Consider the following 14,592-nt stretch of genomic DNA (forward strand, 5'->3'; position numbering starts at 1 on the left):
CCACGTAAAGCGCCCACCGGCACAACCGCTTGCACCGCACCACGCGAGCAGCGATCCGTTGAATAACGCCCTACCGGAAGGCATTAATACTGGTCAGCGGGCACACGGTCACCCGCGACACTGCCAGACTCCAAGAGTTGCGTGGATCACATTCTGTCTCCATACTGGAAGCGCTTGCACTCAGGATGGCGGGGCGATCGCCTCCGCTTCTTCACAGAGAGGGACACCGATGACGGTGAACACCGGAAGACTCACGACGATGACCGCGCTCCTGGGACTGGGAGCACTGGCGCTGACCTCCTGCGGCTCGGGAGACGGTTCCGGCGACGCAGGCGCCGCCGAACCTGCCGGTTCGGAGACCACAGAGTCAGAGACCACAGAGTCCGAAGGCGGCGAAGATGCCGCCTCCGGCAGTCTGACCATCTGGGCCGACGCCAACCGGGCCGAGGTGCTCACCGATGTGGCGGAGGACTTCGAGTCCGACACCGGCATCACGGTGGAGATCGTCCAGCAGGACTTCGAGGAGATCCGCGACCAGTTCGTCTCTCAGGTCCCCACGGGCGAGGGCCCGGACATCGCCGTCGGTGCTCATGACTGGCTGGGGGTCCTGGTGAACAACGGCGTGGTCGCCCCGGTCGAGCTCGGGGACGCTGCGGCGGAGTTCGAGGAGATCGCGGTGGACGCCTGGACCTATGAGGGCCAGACCTACGGGCTGCCCTACTCGATCGAGAACATCGCGCTGCTGCGCAACACCGAGCTGGCCCCCGAGGCTCCTGCGGACTTCGAGGAGATGATCCAGATGGGCGAGGAGGCCGGGACCGAGTATCCGTTCCTGGTCGGCCTGGACCCCAACGAGAGCGACCCCTACCACCTCTACCCGTTCCAGACCTCCTTCGGCGCCCCAGTCTTCGGCACCGCCGAGGACGGCAGCTACGACCCCTCGCAGCTGGCCATGGCCGAGGCCGGCGGGGAAGAGTTCGCCGGCTGGCTGGCGGAACAGGGCGAGGCCGGCGTGCTGAACCTCAACATCGACGGTGACCTGGCCCTGGAGAGCTTCAACGACGGCAATTCGCCGTTCTTCCTCACCGGCCCGTGGAACGTGACCGGTGCCCAGGACGCGGGGATCGACGTCGCCGTGGATCCGATCCCGGCCGCAGGAGATCAGGACGCGCAGCCCTTCGCCGGAGTCCAGGGGTTCTTCCTCTCCTCGCAGAGCGAGAACGTCCTGGCCGCCAGCAACTTCCTGATCAACTACGTCGGCACCGCTGAGGTCCAGACCGCGCTCTATGAGACCGGTGGACGCGCCCCTGCGCTGACCGAGTCCTTCGAGCAGGCCCTGAGCGAGGACGAGATCGTCGCCGGGTTCGGCGAGGTCGGGGCAGAGGCCGTGCCGATGCCCGCCATCCCGGAGATGGGCGCGGTCTGGGACGACTGGGGTTCCAGCCAGGCCGCCATCATCAAGGGCGACGGCGATCCGGCGGAACTCTGGCAGAAGATGTCCCAGGACATCTCCTCGGCGATCGACTGATCCATGCGCCCACTGACCACCACCAGAACCGAAGACCGCACCGCCGACCGACGTCGCGCCCGGCGCACCGCCGAGACCGCCGGCATCGGGTGGAAGCTGCTGCTGCTGAAGATCACCGTGCTGGGGCTGCTCAACGCCGTCTGCGTATATGCCGCCATGGTGCTCTTCTTCAACGAACAGTGGCTCATCGGCACTCTGGTGGTGGTCAGCGGCGCCCTCCTGACCTGGATCTACTTTCAGCGCGGAGCACTGCCGGCGAAGTATCTGGCCCCGGGAGTGGTGTTCCTGCTGATCTTCCAGGTCTTCGTCATCTTCTACTCCGGCTACGTGGCGTTCACCAACTACGGGACCGGGCACAACAGCACCAAGGATCACGCGATCCACGCGATCATGCTCCAGACCCAGGACCGGGTGCCGGATTCACCGACGTACCAGCTCACCGTGATCGAACGCTCCGGGGAGCTGGGATTCGCGGTCACCACGGAGGCCGGCGAGGTGCTTCTCGGATCCGCCGAGGAACCTCTGGAGGCTGCGCCGGGTGCGGTCGTGGAGGACGGTCGCGTCACCGAGGTGCCCGATCATGAGGTGCTGAGCTTCGCGGAACTGGTGGAGCGTCAGCAAGAGCTGACCACCCTGGCGGTGCCGCTCTCGGAGGACCCCAATGCCGGAGCCCTGCGCACCCAGGACGGGCAGCGGGCCTACGTCTACACCTCGCGCTTCGTCTACGACGAGTCCGCCGACACCTTGACCAACTCCGCGAGCGGGGAGATCTACACCGACGGCGGCGAGGGCGCCTTCGTCACCGCCGAGGGCGAGGAGGTGATGCCCGGCTGGCGGGTCAACGTGGGGCTGGAGAACTTCGTGCGCGCCATCACCGAGGAATCCATCCGCGGCCCGCTGCTCTACGTCACGGCCTGGACCTTCGGGTTCGCGTTCCTCTCGGTGGCGACCACCTTCATCCTGGGTCTGTTCCTGGCCGTGGTCTTCAACGATGCTCGGATGAAGTCCCGCAAGTACTACCGGCTGGTCATGATCCTTCCCTACGCCTTCCCGGGGTTCCTCTCCGCGCTGGTCTGGGCCGGGATGATGAACCAGGAGTTCGGGTTCATCAACAACGTGCTCTTCGGCGGGGCCTCGATCCCCTGGCTCAGCGACCCCTGGCTGGCGAAGCTGAGCATCCTGATCGTGAATCTCTGGCTGGGCTTCCCCTACATGTTCCTGGTCTGCACCGGAGCGCTACAGTCGATCCCCGAGGAGCTCACCGAGGCCGCTCAGATGGACGGGGCCAGACCGTTCCAGGCCTTCCGACAGATCAAGTTCCCGCTGCTGCTGGTCTCGATCGCTCCGCTGCTGATCTCCTCCTTCGCCTTCAACTTCAACAACTTCAACCTGGTGTACATGCTCACCGGAGGCGGACCGCGAGACATCGAGGCCGGGATCAATGTGGGGTCCACCGACATCCTGATCTCCATGGTCTACAAGGTGGCGTTCGTGGGATCCCAGAGCGACTACGGCCTGGCCAGCGCGTTCTCGATCCTGATCTTCTTCATCGTCGGCACCATCTCGGTGATCGCCTTCCGGCGCACTCGAGCTCTAGAGGAGTTGAACTGAGATGGCCCAGTCCCTGCGCCCCGCCGTGCACCGCACCGCCACGCACCGCACACCCCACCCAGGCGCGGCCGAGCCCCGCTCGGACTCCGCTCGCATGCCCACCCGTCGTCGGCCCTTCCGCCGCTGGTTCTCCCAGACCGGCTGGCGTCACCTGGTCGGCATCGCCGTGGTCATCTTCGCCGCCTTCCCGCTGGTCTACGTGTTCTCCGCCTCGCTGAACCCCGGTGGGACGCTGATCACGGCCAACACGCTGTTCGGGAATCTGAGCCTGAGCAGCTACGTGGACCTGTTCAACCTGCCGCGACAGCCCTTCGCCGCCTGGTACGTCAACACCTTGTTCATCGGGTTCAGCGCCTCCGCCGGCAGCGTGATGCTGGGCGCGCTGGCCGCCTATGCGTTCTCCCGGATGCGGTTCACCGGACGCCGGTTCGGTCTGATCACCATCCTGCTGGTGCAGATGTTCCCGCAGCTGCTCGCCATGGTGGCGATCTTCCTGCTGATGCTCTCGATCGGGGAGATCTTCCCGGCGATCGGACTCAACAGCCAGATCGGCCTCATCATGGTCTACCTCGGGGGTGCCCTCGGCGTGAACACCTACCTGATGTACGGGTTCTTCAACACCATCCCGGTCTCCATCGATGAGGCGGCCAGGATCGACGGGGCCGGCCACGCCCGAATCTTCTTCACCATCATCCTGCCGCTGGTCTCCCCGATCCTCGCCGTGGTCGCGCTGCTGTCCCTGGTGGCGACGCTGAGCGAGTTCGTCATCGCCTCGGTGCTGCTGCGGGATCCGGAGAAGCAGACGCTGGCCGTCGGGCTCTACCAGTTCATCTCCCAGGAGACCTCACAGAACTGGTCGATCTTCGCCGCCGGCGCAGTCCTCGCCGCGATCATCCCGGTGGCCCTGTTCCTGGGGCTGCAGCGCTACATCGTCTCGGGTCTGGTCGCCGGCAGCGTGAAGTGAGGCCCTTGGCTGCGGGGTCGCACATCGCCGTCCACTAGGCTGGGCTGCGCCGTCCGGACCGGACGCGTGAGTATTCGAGGAGTCGACCATGAGCCCTAGCAGCCAGCGCATCGCCACGGTGTATGACCAGGTCATCGCGCGAAATCCTGGGGAGCATGAGTTTCACCAGGCCGTCAAGGAGGTCTTCGACTCGCTGGACCGGGTGCTCACGAAGTTCCCGGAATACGTGGAGGAATCGATCCTGGAACGGATCTGTGAGCCCGAGCGGCAGATCATCTTCCGGATCCCGTGGACCGATGACACCGGTCGGGTGCATATCAATCGCGGCTTCCGGGTCCAGTTCAACTCGGCACTGGGCCCCTATAAGGGCGGACTGCGCTTTGATCCCACGGTCATGCTCGGCACCGTGAAGTTCCTGGGATTCGAACAGATCTTCAAGAACGCGCTCACCGGGCTGCCCATCGGCGGCGGCAAGGGCGGCAGCGACTTCGACCCCAAGGGCCGCAGCGACGGCGAGGTCATGCGGTTCTGCCAGTCCTTCATGACCGAGGCCTACCGGCATATCGGGTCCTCGGTGGACGTGCCGGCCGGAGACATCGGCGTGGGGCGCCGGGAGATCGGCTATCTCTTCGGCCAGTACAAGCGCATCGCGAACCGCTATGAGGCCGGGGTCATCACCGGGAAGGGAACCTCCTGGGGCGGATCCCTGGTGCGCACCGAGGCCACCGGCTATGGGGCGGCATTCTTCACCGAGCACATGCTCGGCGCCACCGGCCGCACCCTGGACGGATCCAGGGTGCTGGTCTCGGGCTCCGGCAACGTCGCGTTCTACGCGATCGAGAAGATCCACGCGCTGGGCGGCCTCGTCGTCGGCGCCTCCGACTCCTCCGGCGCCGTGCATGACCCTGAAGGCATCGACCTGGAACTGATGCGCGAGATCAAGCAGGTCCAGCGCGGACGGATCAGCGAGTACGCCGAGCAGCGCGGCTCCGCCGAGTTCATCGAGGCCCGACCGGTCTGGGCGGTGGCGGAGAAGCACGACATCGACGTCGCCCTGCCCTGCGCCACCCAGAACGAGCTCGACGACGACGACGCACGGATCCTGCTCAAGGCCGGGGTCAAGGCGGTGGTCGAGGGCGCGAACATGCCCACCACTCCGGCAGCCATCGATCGGCTCCGCGACGCGGGGGCGCTCTTCGGACCCGGCAAGGCAGCCAACGCCGGGGGTGTGGCGACCTCGGCTCTGGAGATGCAGCAGAACTCGATCCGCGACTCCTGGAGCTTCGAATACACCGAGGCCCGGCTTGCCGAGATCATGGAGAACATCCACGCCCGCTGCGCCGGCACCGCCGAGGAGTACGGGGTCCCCGGGGACTATGTCGCCGGCGCGAACATCGCAGGGTTCACCCAGGTCGCGGACGCGATGATCGCCCAGGGCGTCATCTGAGTCAGCCCGGAACGGGAAAGCTCGGGTCCGATCGGTGACCACCGCCGGTGCGGCAGGTGGTCACCGATCGAGCCCGAGGCCCCGAGCGAGGTTCAGCCGGTGGTCACCGGCGCGAGCGCCTCGGTCTCTGCGTCGGTGAACAGCCGGGAGCGGATGATGAACCGCTGACCGGTCGGACCCTCGATGCTGAAACCGGCTCCGCGGCCCGGCGCCACATCTATGGTGATGTGGGTATGGGACCAGTACTGGAACTGCACCTGGGAGATCCAGACCGGCACCGGCTCCGGGGTCCCGGGCTCCAGCTGACCCAGCAGCACGTCGGAGGGCCCGGTGATGAAGGTTCCCTGCGTGAAGCACATCGGCGCCGATCCGTCGCAGCAGCCTCCCGACTGGTGAAACATCAGCGGCTGCCCGTGACTCTCTCGCAGCTGGACCAGAAACGCTGCGGCCGCATCGGAGACCGCGATCCGTGAAATGCTCATACCTTGATCATGCTCCTCTCCGCCCGAGGCATCCAGCCTAGAAGAACCCGAGCTTGTCCTCGCTGTAGCTGACCAGCATGTTCTTGGTCTGCTGGTAGTGCGAGAGCATCATCAGGTGGTTCTCCCGGCCGATGCCGGAATTCTTGTAGCCGCCGAACGCGGCATGTGCCGGGTACTGGTGGTAGCAGTTGGTCCAGACCCGTCCGGCCTGGATGTCCCGACCGGCGCGATACGCGATGTTCGCCTCGCGGGACCAGACTCCGGCGCCCAGACCGTAGAGCGTGTCGTTGGCGATCTCGATGCCCTCGGCGTAGTCCTTGAACTCGGTGACCGAGACGACCGGACCGAAGATCTCCTCCTGGAAGATTCGCATCGAGTTCTGGCCCTTGAAGATGGTGGGCTCCACGTAGTAGCCCTCCGCGAGATCTCCACCGAGGTCCACCCGGCTACCACCGGTGAGCACCTCGGCGCCCTCCTGCTTGCCGATGTCGATGTAGCTCAGGATCTTCTCCAGCTGATCGTTGCTGGCCTGGGCCCCGACCTGAGTATCGGTGTCCAGCGGGTTGCCCTGCTTGACCAGCTTGGTCCGCGCCACGGCCTTCTCGAGGAACTCCTCGTAGATGCTGGACTGGATCAGAGCACGCGAGGGACAGGTGCAGACCTCGCCCTGATTCAGCGCGAACATCGTGAAGCCCTCGAGCGCCTTGTCATAGAAGGCGTCGTCGGCCCGGGCAACGTCTTCGAAGAAGAGGTTCGGGCTCTTGCCGCCGAGCTCCAGGGTCATCGGAATGAGGTTCTGCGAGGCGTACTGCATGATCAGTCGCCCGGTGGTGGTCTCCCCGGTGAAGGCGATCTTGCGGATCCGCGGACTGGAGGCCAGCGGGGCGCCGGCCTCAGCACCGAAGCCGTTGACCACGTTGAGCACCCCGGCCGGCAGCAGGTCCCCGATGACCTCCATGAGCATCAGGATCGAGGCAGGGGTCTGTTCTGCGGGCTTGAGCACCACGGCGTTGCCTGCCGAGAGCGCCGGCGCGAGCTTCCACACCGCCATCAGAATCGGGAAGTTCCACGGAATGATCTGTCCGACCACGCCGAGCGGCTCGTTGAAGTGGTAGGCCACCGTGTCACCGTCGATCTCGCTGATTCCGCCCTCCTGGGCCCGGATGGCTCCGGCGAAGTAGCGGAAGTGATCCACCGCCAGGGGCAGATCCGCGGCGAGGGTCTCCCGGACCGGCTTGCCGTTCTCCCAGGTCTCGGCCACGGCCAGCATCTCGAGGTTCTCCTCGATCCGGTCCGCGATCTTGTTCAGCACCACGGCGCGCTCGGCCACCGAGGTCTTGCCCCAGGCCGGCGCGGCGCGGTGGGCGGCGTCGAGCGCCAGTTCGATGTCAGCGGCCTTGGAGCGAGGGATCTCGGTGAAGCTCTTGCCGGTGACCGGCGAGGGATTCTCGAAGTACTCGCCGTCTACCGGCGCGACCCACTCCCCGCCGATGTAGTTCTCGTAGCGGGACTTGTAGCTCACCAGTGCGCCGTCGGTACCGGGCTGGGCGTAGATGGTCATATTGGGCTCCTTCTCTTGGCCTTGCGCCGGACGATGCTCCCGAATTGCGAGAGTCCACGCTCGGTGCTGTGATGTGCCTCACATAAAAGAATCCTAGATCTCTTCAGGTTGCAGCACCGTTGCATGGCTAGACTGTGAGCAAGCACACACGCAGTTGTGGTGCGCTGCAGCAGCACGCAGCTCCCGGGCACCTCAAAGCGTCGAAGGAGTGTCATGGAGGCTTTCTCCACCGAGCCGAAGACCTGGGCCGCACTGCCCCACGCGCTGCGGGAGTCCTGGCTGCGTTCCGCCGGAGATGTGCGAGACCCGATGAGCGCGCTGCCGCCCATCGAGCTCGACGAGCTCCAGCTGCGGGAGTACCGGAGGAACCACCCGCTGCGGCTGGTGCTGCCGGTGCTGCAGCGCCTGCTGATCGAACCCGCCGCCGAGGCGGGACTCATCGTGGCGATCGGTGACGCCGCCGGGCGGCTGCTCTGGGTCGAGGGAGCGCGTGAGACGCTGCGCCAGGCGGAGCGCTCTGCCTTCCAGCCGGGGGCGAACTGGTCCGAGCGGGCCATCGGCACCTCGGCCCCGGGCCTCGCCCTGGCCACCGGACGCGGCGCACAGGTGCACCGGGAGCAGCATTTCTCCTACACCGCACACCGTTTCTCCTGTTCGGCGGTGCCGGTGCGCGACCCTGCCACCGGAACGCTGCTGGGCGTGGTGGACCTGACCGGAGATGCTCAGGCCGTGGCAGTCCATTCGCTGCCGCTGCTACGCGCCGCGGTATCCGCCGCGGAGGCGGAGCTCAGGCTGGTTCCCGCCGTGCCGGCGCAGGCCACGCTGACCACGCTCGGGGCCGGTCCGGCCGTGCTGGGCACCTTGGATGCGCACCAGCCGCTCGGTCTGCGGCACGCGGAGATCCTGTTCCTGCTGGGGTGGCACTCGGACCCCGGATCGGAGCGCGGGCTCACCGCTGAGGAACTGGCCGTGCTGCTCTATGGCGAAGCTGACCATGAGGTGACGGTCCGCGCCGAGCTGGTCCGGCTGCGCCGCCTGCTGGCAGAGCACCACTCCCCCAGCATCGACCTGCTCTCGCGCCCCTACCGGCTCAGCGCCCCGCTGCGAGTGGACGCCCGAGACGCCCACGCTGCTCTCACCGCGGGTGACCGGCAGGGTGCGCTGGACCTCTATCGGGGTGAGCTGCTGCCCGGCAGCGAGGCGCCGGGAGTCTTGAGGGTGCGCCGGGAACTCTCGGCGCTGCTGCGTGAGGCGGTCCTCTCCGACGGCTCCGCCGAGGAGCTGTGGCGTTATCTGCAGCTCACCGAGGCCGCCGATGACCAGGACGCCGTGCGGACCGCGCTGCGCGTGATGCCGGCCTACTCGCCGCGCCGGGCGGTCCTGGTGGCGCGCAGCACGCCTTAGGCTTCACCCCCGCTCCGGCCACCCCTGCTGGTGAGCCGGTGAGCGAGCGAGCGACCCACGAGCCGGCGGGCGGCATCGTAGACTGCTCAGTCATGTCCGCATTCTCCGCCGATCCCACCGGGGCAGATCTCCCGCAGCCCGCTCGGCCCTACACCGTGATGAGCTCCGCCGCGGAGATCTCCCACGAGATCGAGCGTCGACGCTCGAGGTTCCGGGCCCTGATCCGCCGGGTCGAGCACGACGCCGAGGCACAGTCCTGGGTCGAGCAGCTGCGCCGGGCCCACCCCGACGCGCGGCACCACTGCAGCGCCTGGGTCATCGGCCCGGACCGGCGGATCCAGCGGTCCCACGACGACGGCGAGCCCTCCGGCACCGCAGGCGCACCGATCCTGGCTGCGCTGCAGAAGACCGAGATGCCCGGCGGAGAAGCCGACCTCAGTGATGTCGTGGCCGTGGTGCTGCGCTGGTTCGGTGGAACGCTGCTCGGTCCCGGCGGATTGGTGAGCGCCTATTCAGATGCGGTGACCGGCGCGCTGAACCTCGCCCGGGAACAGGGTCAGCTCCGGAGCCGGACCTCCATGCGGGTCTTCGACGTTCAGGCACCCATCGTTGAGGCAGGCCGCTGGGAGAACGAGCTCCGCGCCGCCGGGGTGGTGGTGACCGCGACCCAGTACAGCACCGACGGTGCACTGGCCCAGATCCGGCTCTCGGTGCCAGACACCGAGGCGCAGACCCAGGAGCTGCATCGCAGGGTCGCTGCGCTCAGTGCCGGAACGGCGATTCCGAGGCCGGCGGGCCAGAGCTGGGTGGACCGGTGACTCAGGTGTCGAAGACCGTCGAGGCCGACTGGCGTCCCACCGTGGCCACCAGCTCTTCGGCGAGCGTGCGCAGCTTGATGTTGCGGTGGCTCGAGGCCTTGCGCAGAATCGCGAAGGCCTCCTCCTGAGTGCAGCGGTTCTGCGCCATGACCACGCCGATGGCGATGTCGATCGCGGTGCGTGATTCCATCGCGGCGCGCAGGTGCTCGACGTTCTCGGAGTAGGCCGCCAGCCGCAGCGCGATCACACCCACCTTGGAGGCGAGCTCCGCGTAACGTCGGGCCGCCTCGATCTCGGCGGGGCCGAACGCCTCCGGCGTGCTGGTGTAGAGGTTCATCGCGGCGGCGGATTCCGACTGCAGAGTCAGCGGCAGCGCAAGCACGCTGCGCATGCCGAACTCCCGCACCGCGGCCATATACCCGGGCCAGCGTCGCTCGGAGCGCACGTCGGACACGCTGATCACGGTGTTGGTGCGCTGGGCCTCCAGGCAGGGTCCCTCATCGAAGCCTGCCTGGACCTCGTCCAGCCGTGCCGCCTCCGGACTGCTGGCGGCGACCACGACGTTGCGCTTAGTCCGGTCGAGGATGATGCTGCACAGCACCGGCTGGGTTCCGCTGAACCGCTCGGAGGAGACCTGGGCCAGACCCTGCAGGAAGCTGGAGATGTCGGTGTCCTGTTCGAGCAGAACCTGCAGGTCCGCTGAGGCGTCGAGGCCCGCGGCCTCGGTGTCGATGGCATCCAGGACCGCGTCGTCCACGGTCTGGGTGTCGGTCTCCAGAATGTGATCGCTCAGCTTTGACTCTGTGCTCATGGTGATCTCCGCTCCGAACGTATGCGCCGCCCTCGGCGACGGCATAAGTTTACTTGAATCCTTGAGCGTCATCCGCTGTGTCCAGAGGTCATTCTCCACGGGTTCCCGGCGGGGAGGTCCGTGGTTAGACTGGGAAACGAGTTCAGCAGTGGGCTCAGCTCATCACTCATAGGAGCAGATATGATCCGCCCACTGCTAGGCGCGCCGCAAGACGTCGCGGCTTCCGCATCGAACGCTCTGCGCACGCCGGTTGCGTCGGGGTCAGACAGGGCACGCCGCAACCCCGAGAGGACGGTGGGCATGACCGCCATCGAAGACATCATGGCACCCCTGGGTGCCACCATTCTCGGCACAAGGTCGATGGCGGACGCGGCGCAGGTCCTCGAAGAGTCTGACCCGGTCGTGGTGTTGAACCTCTCCTACCGAGCCATCGGACTCATCACCCGCGCAGATCTCGAGGCCCTGCGAGAGCGGCAGCCGCACGGCTGGTCCAAGCGCCGCTGCGCGGGTCTGGTCCGGACCACCGATCAGGCACTGCAGCGCAGCACCCCGATCCGTGAGCTGCTGGTCAGCCCGATTCTGGACACCACCCGGCCCCTGCTGGTCCTGGATCAGGACCAGGCCGCCGGCATCCTGCTGCCCGGGAGCATCAGCGCCTGGCGTCGAGACCAGGAGTCCACCGGAGCTGCGAGCATCAGCCCATCAAGGGAGTCCCGATGAACGGGTCGATCCAGAGCCCGATGAAGAGCAGGGTGAGGTAGAGGATCGAGAGATGGAAGACCTTCATGGCCTTCTTGTCCGTGAGGGTGCCGTTCTCCGCCTGCCGGTGCAGCACATGGGCCTCGTAGATGAACCATGCACCCGAGGCCAGGGCGAACGCCGTGTAGGTGATGCCGGCCCATCCCATGGGGATCAGCAGCAGCGAGCACATCACGGTGGCCCAGGCGTAGAGCACCACCTGGACTGAGACGGTGCGTGCCGTGGCGATGGCGCCGAGCATCGGCACGTGCGCCGTCTGGTAGTCGGTCCGGTACTTCATCGACAACGGCCAGTAGTGCGGCGGAGTCCACAGGAAGATGATCACGAACAGCACCACTGCGGGCCATTCCAGCGTCTCGCGCACCGCGGCCCAGGCGATCACCACCGGGAAGCACCCGGCGATGCCGCCCCAGATGATGTTCTGCTCGGTGCGGCGCTTGAGGATCATCGTGTAGACCACGACGTAGAAGAAGATCGCGGCCGCGCCGAGACCCGCGGCCAGCGGGTTGGTTCCGAACCAGAGGACCGCGATCGCGGCGGCGCCCAGCACCGAGGCGAAGATCAGCGCCTCACGGGGACTGAGCTCCCCGGTGACCAGCGGACGCTTCTTGGTCCGGTTCATCAGCTTGTCCATATCGCGATCGATATAGCAGTTGAAGGCTCCCGCGGATCCAGCGGCCATGGCCCCACCGACCAGCGTGGCCAGTGCCAGCCAGAAGTCAGGCACACCCCGCTGCGCGAAGAACATGGTGGGCAGCGTGGTGACCAGGAGCAGCTCGATGACGCGCGGCTTGGTCAGGGACCAGTAGGCGGCCACCTTGCGTCGCCATCGAGGCGGCGCAGCCTCCGCACCGGGGGCAGCGGAAGCTGCTCGGGATGCGGAATCGCCGGTCGGGGCGACAGAAGTCTGTTGGGTCACGTCTCAGCTCACAGGGGGTCGAGGTGCACTCGTCGTCGTCGTTCAGTGTACCGGTCACGCGTGGCCTCGGGAGAGCCGACCGGCCTGTGCACTGAATTATTTCTACAGGTCGTAGAAATAGCGCGGTGCTGGTCGGCGCCGGCCAGGGCCGGTCGGCCTTGGCCCTCCGACGTCGGCTCAGGCGTCGATCCGGTCGCGGTCCAGCGCCTGGGATCCCTCGATGATGAACTCCTTGCGGGGCGCGACCACCGAACCCATGAGCAGGTCGAAGACCCGTTCGGCGGCTTCGGCGTCCTGCACCCTGATCCGGCGCAGCGCCCGGTGCTGCGGGTCCATGGTGGTCTCGGAGAGCTGATCGGCATCCATCTCACCCAGACCCTTGTAGCGCTGGATCGGCTCTTTATAGTTCAGCCCGTCCTGCTCCAGCTGGGCCAGGAGCTGGTTGAGCTCCGCCTCGGAGTAGGTGTACCTGACCTCGTTCGCCCGGCGGCCCTGGTGGATGATCTCCACCCGGTGCAGCGGAGGCACGGCGGCGAAGACGCGGCCCGCCTCGATCAGTGGGCGCATGTAGCGGAAGAACAGGGTCAGCAGCAGGGTGCGGATGTGAGCGCCGTCGACGTCGGCATCGGTCATCAGCACCACCTTGCCATAGCGGGCGGCGTCGAGGTCGAAGGAGCGGCCGGAGCCGGCCCCGATGACCTGCAGCAGAGCCGCGCACTCGGTGTTGGAGAGCATGTCGGCCACCGAGGCCTTCTGGACGTTGAGAATCTTTCCGCGGATCGGCAACAGCGCCTGGAAGTCCGAAGAGCGGGCGAGCTTCGCGGTGCCCAGCGCGGAGTCGCCCTCGACGATGAACAGCTCGGTCTCGGCCACGCCCTTGGAGCGGCACTCCACCAGCTTGGCCGGCATCGAGGAGGTCTCCAGGGCGTTCTTGCGCCGCTGGGTCTCCTTGTGCATCCGGGCGGAGATGCGTGACTTCATCTCCGCGACGACCTTCTCCAGCACCGCGGTGGCCTGCTGCTTATCGCCCCGCTTGGTGGAGCTCAGCCGGGTCTCGAGCTCCTTGCTGACCACCTTGGAGACGATCTGGCGAGCTGCGGGTGTACCCAGGATCTCCTTGGTCTGCCCCTCGAACTGGGGCTCGGCGATGCGCACGGTGACCACAGCGGTGAGCCCGGCCAGCACGTCATCCTTTTCAAGCTTGTCGCTCCCGGCCTTGAGCTTGCGCGCGTTGGCCTCCACCGTCTTGCGCAGGGACTTCAACAGGGCCTGTTCAAAGCCGGTCAGGTGGGTGCCGCCCTTGGGAGTGGCGATGATGTTCACGAAGCTGCGCACGGTGGTCTCGTAGCCGATCCCCCAGCGCAGCGCGATGTCCACCTCGCAGTCGCGCTCCACGTCCTCCATATGGCTGCGTCCGTCGGCCGCGAGCACCGGGATCCGTTCGGTGAACTTCCCGTGGCCCTGGATGCGCCAGATATCGGTGACCGAGGTGTCCGCAGAGAGGTGCTCGGCGAACTCGCTGATGCCGCCGTCGTATTGGAAGACCTCCTCGAGGGGCTCCGGGCCGCGTTCGTCGCGCACGGTGATGCGCAGCCCCGGCACCAGGAACGCCGTCTGCCGGGCGCGGTTGGCGATCTCGATATCGTTGAAACCGGCGTCGGAGGTGAAGATCTGTCGATCCGACCAGTAGCGGATCGTCGTTCCGGTGACCCCCCGCTTGGCCTTGCCGATGATGTCGAGCGGCGAGCCGTCCAGGGCCGGGGTGAACGCCGCGTCGGGGTCGGGCCGGGGGCCGGAGAAGACGCCGGGTTCGCCGCGGCGGAAGGAGAGCTGATGGACCTTCCCACCCCGGGTGACCTGGGCGTCGAGTCGGGCCGAGAGCGCGTTGACCACCGAGGCGCCCACTCCGTGGAGCCCGCCCACGGCGTTGTAGGAGCCGCCGCCGAACTTTCCGCCGGCGTGGAGCTTGGTGAAGACCACTTCCAGGCCGGAGAGTCCGGTGCGGGGCTCGATGTCCACCGGGATTCCGCGACCGTCGTCACTGACCTCCACGGAATCATCCCGGTGCAGGGTGATGCTGATGGTGGAGGCATGGCCAGCCAGTGCCTCGTCCACGGAGTTGTCGATGATCTCCCAGAGGCAGTGCATGAGCCCGCGAGAGTCTGTGGAACCGATATACATCCCGGGACGCTTGCGAACAGCTTCCAGACCTTCGAGCACCGACAGATGCCGGGCGTCATACTCCGAGCGCTTGGCCACGCAGTGTCCTCCTGTGGTGGTGGTGAATC

The 14,592-nt window shown here is 66.8% G+C and carries 12 protein-coding genes; 7 read left to right on the forward strand and 5 right to left on the reverse strand.

Annotation, left to right across the window (positions count from 1 at the left end; all coding sequences use genetic code 11):
* Positions 1-229 precede the first annotated feature (229 nt).
* The 4 genes from I2487_RS09845 (at position 230) to gdhA (ending at position 5,550) form a co-directional block, all read left to right on the forward strand.
* The gene (locus I2487_RS09845; RefSeq protein WP_207171871.1) at positions 230-1,528 is read left to right on the forward strand and encodes a sugar ABC transporter substrate-binding protein; all 1,299 of its coding nucleotides are present in this window, start codon (positions 230-232) and stop codon (positions 1,526-1,528) included.
* A 3-nt stretch (positions 1,529-1,531) separates the two neighbouring features.
* A complete protein-coding gene (locus I2487_RS09850; RefSeq protein WP_207171870.1) occupies positions 1,532-3,139 on the forward strand; it encodes an ABC transporter permease subunit in 1,608 nt (535 codons plus the stop codon).
* A gap of 94 nt (positions 3,140-3,233) precedes the next feature.
* Positions 3,234-4,103: a sugar ABC transporter permease gene (locus I2487_RS09855; protein WP_207171925.1), complete on the forward strand. Its 870-nt coding sequence runs from the start codon at positions 3,234-3,236 to the stop codon at positions 4,101-4,103.
* 88 nt (positions 4,104-4,191) lie between these two features.
* On the forward strand, positions 4,192-5,550 hold the full coding sequence (gene gdhA / locus I2487_RS09860) for an NADP-specific glutamate dehydrogenase (RefSeq protein WP_207171868.1): 1,359 nt from the start codon (positions 4,192-4,194) through the stop codon (positions 5,548-5,550).
* 92 nt (positions 5,551-5,642) lie between these two features.
* Here the strand turns inward: gdhA and I2487_RS09865 are convergent, their stop codons facing one another.
* Together I2487_RS09865 and adh are read right to left on the reverse strand one after the other, a co-directional pair.
* On the reverse strand, positions 5,643-6,032 hold the full coding sequence (locus I2487_RS09865; RefSeq protein WP_207171864.1) for a DUF779 domain-containing protein: 390 nt from the start codon (positions 6,030-6,032) through the stop codon (positions 5,643-5,645).
* A gap of 37 nt (positions 6,033-6,069) precedes the next feature.
* A complete protein-coding gene (gene adh / locus I2487_RS09870; RefSeq protein ID WP_207171862.1) occupies positions 6,070-7,593 on the reverse strand; it encodes an aldehyde dehydrogenase in 1,524 nt (507 codons plus the stop codon).
* Positions 7,594-7,806: 213 nt separating this feature from the next.
* Here adh and I2487_RS09875 point away from each other — a divergent pair, with 213 nt between their 5' ends.
* Together I2487_RS09875 and I2487_RS09880 are read left to right on the forward strand one after the other, a co-directional pair.
* Positions 7,807-8,997: a sigma-54-dependent transcriptional regulator family protein gene (locus I2487_RS09875; RefSeq protein ID WP_207171860.1), complete on the forward strand. Its 1,191-nt coding sequence runs from the start codon at positions 7,807-7,809 to the stop codon at positions 8,995-8,997.
* A gap of 92 nt (positions 8,998-9,089) precedes the next feature.
* Complete coding sequence (locus tag I2487_RS09880; protein WP_207171858.1) at positions 9,090-9,815, forward strand: IMPACT family protein; 726 nt, start codon at positions 9,090-9,092, stop codon at positions 9,813-9,815.
* Position 9,816: 1 nt separating this feature from the next.
* On the opposite strand, the gene I2487_RS09885 is transcribed toward I2487_RS09880, so the two are convergent.
* Positions 9,817-10,626, reverse strand: a complete 810-nt coding sequence (locus I2487_RS09885) for a GAF and ANTAR domain-containing protein (RefSeq protein ID WP_207171856.1) — start codon at positions 10,624-10,626, stop codon at positions 9,817-9,819.
* A gap of 300 nt (positions 10,627-10,926) precedes the next feature.
* Between I2487_RS09885 and I2487_RS09890 the strand changes: the two genes are divergently transcribed.
* A complete protein-coding gene (locus I2487_RS09890) occupies positions 10,927-11,346 on the forward strand; it encodes a hypothetical protein (protein ID WP_207171854.1) in 420 nt (139 codons plus the stop codon).
* Here I2487_RS09890 and I2487_RS09895 read toward each other — a convergent pair.
* Positions 11,321-12,304, reverse strand: a complete 984-nt coding sequence (locus I2487_RS09895; protein ID WP_207171852.1) for a heme o synthase — start codon at positions 12,302-12,304, stop codon at positions 11,321-11,323. The two genes, I2487_RS09890 and I2487_RS09895, sit on opposite strands and share 26 nt — an antisense overlap.
* A 177-nt stretch (positions 12,305-12,481) precedes the next feature.
* Entirely contained in the window at positions 12,482-14,563 is a 2,082-nt protein-coding gene (locus I2487_RS09900; RefSeq protein WP_207171850.1) for a DNA gyrase subunit B, read from the reverse strand.
* Positions 14,564-14,592 lie beyond the last annotated feature (29 nt).

The sequence above is a fragment of the Nesterenkonia sp. E16_10 genome (assembly GCF_017347085.1).
In the GTDB taxonomy this organism is placed as follows: domain Bacteria; phylum Actinomycetota; class Actinomycetes; order Actinomycetales; family Micrococcaceae; genus Nesterenkonia.

What these genes read in the sequence shown, in the direction of transcription:
- I2487_RS09865 (WP_207171864.1), bottom strand. Translation starts at nt 6,032, where the DNA reads ATGAGCATTTCACGGATCGCGGTCTCCGATGCGGCCGCAGCGTTTCTG.
- I2487_RS09885 (WP_207171856.1), bottom strand. Translation starts at nt 10,626, where the DNA reads ATGAGCACAGAGTCAAAGCTGAGCGATCACATTCTGGAGACCGACACC.
- I2487_RS09850 (WP_207171870.1), top strand. Translation starts at nt 1,532, where the DNA reads ATGCGCCCACTGACCACCACCAGAACCGAAGACCGCACCGCCGACCGA.
- I2487_RS09890 (WP_207171854.1), top strand. Translation starts at nt 10,927, where the DNA reads ATGACCGCCATCGAAGACATCATGGCACCCCTGGGTGCCACCATTCTC.
- I2487_RS09845 (WP_207171871.1), top strand. Translation starts at nt 230, where the DNA reads ATGACGGTGAACACCGGAAGACTCACGACGATGACCGCGCTCCTGGGA.
- I2487_RS09855 (WP_207171925.1), top strand. Translation starts at nt 3,234, where the DNA reads ATGCCCACCCGTCGTCGGCCCTTCCGCCGCTGGTTCTCCCAGACCGGC.
- gdhA (WP_207171868.1), top strand. Translation starts at nt 4,192, where the DNA reads ATGAGCCCTAGCAGCCAGCGCATCGCCACGGTGTATGACCAGGTCATC.
- adh (WP_207171862.1), bottom strand. Translation starts at nt 7,593, where the DNA reads ATGACCATCTACGCCCAGCCCGGTACCGACGGCGCACTGGTGAGCTAC.
- I2487_RS09875 (WP_207171860.1), top strand. Translation starts at nt 7,807, where the DNA reads ATGGAGGCTTTCTCCACCGAGCCGAAGACCTGGGCCGCACTGCCCCAC.
- I2487_RS09880 (WP_207171858.1), top strand. Translation starts at nt 9,090, where the DNA reads ATGTCCGCATTCTCCGCCGATCCCACCGGGGCAGATCTCCCGCAGCCC.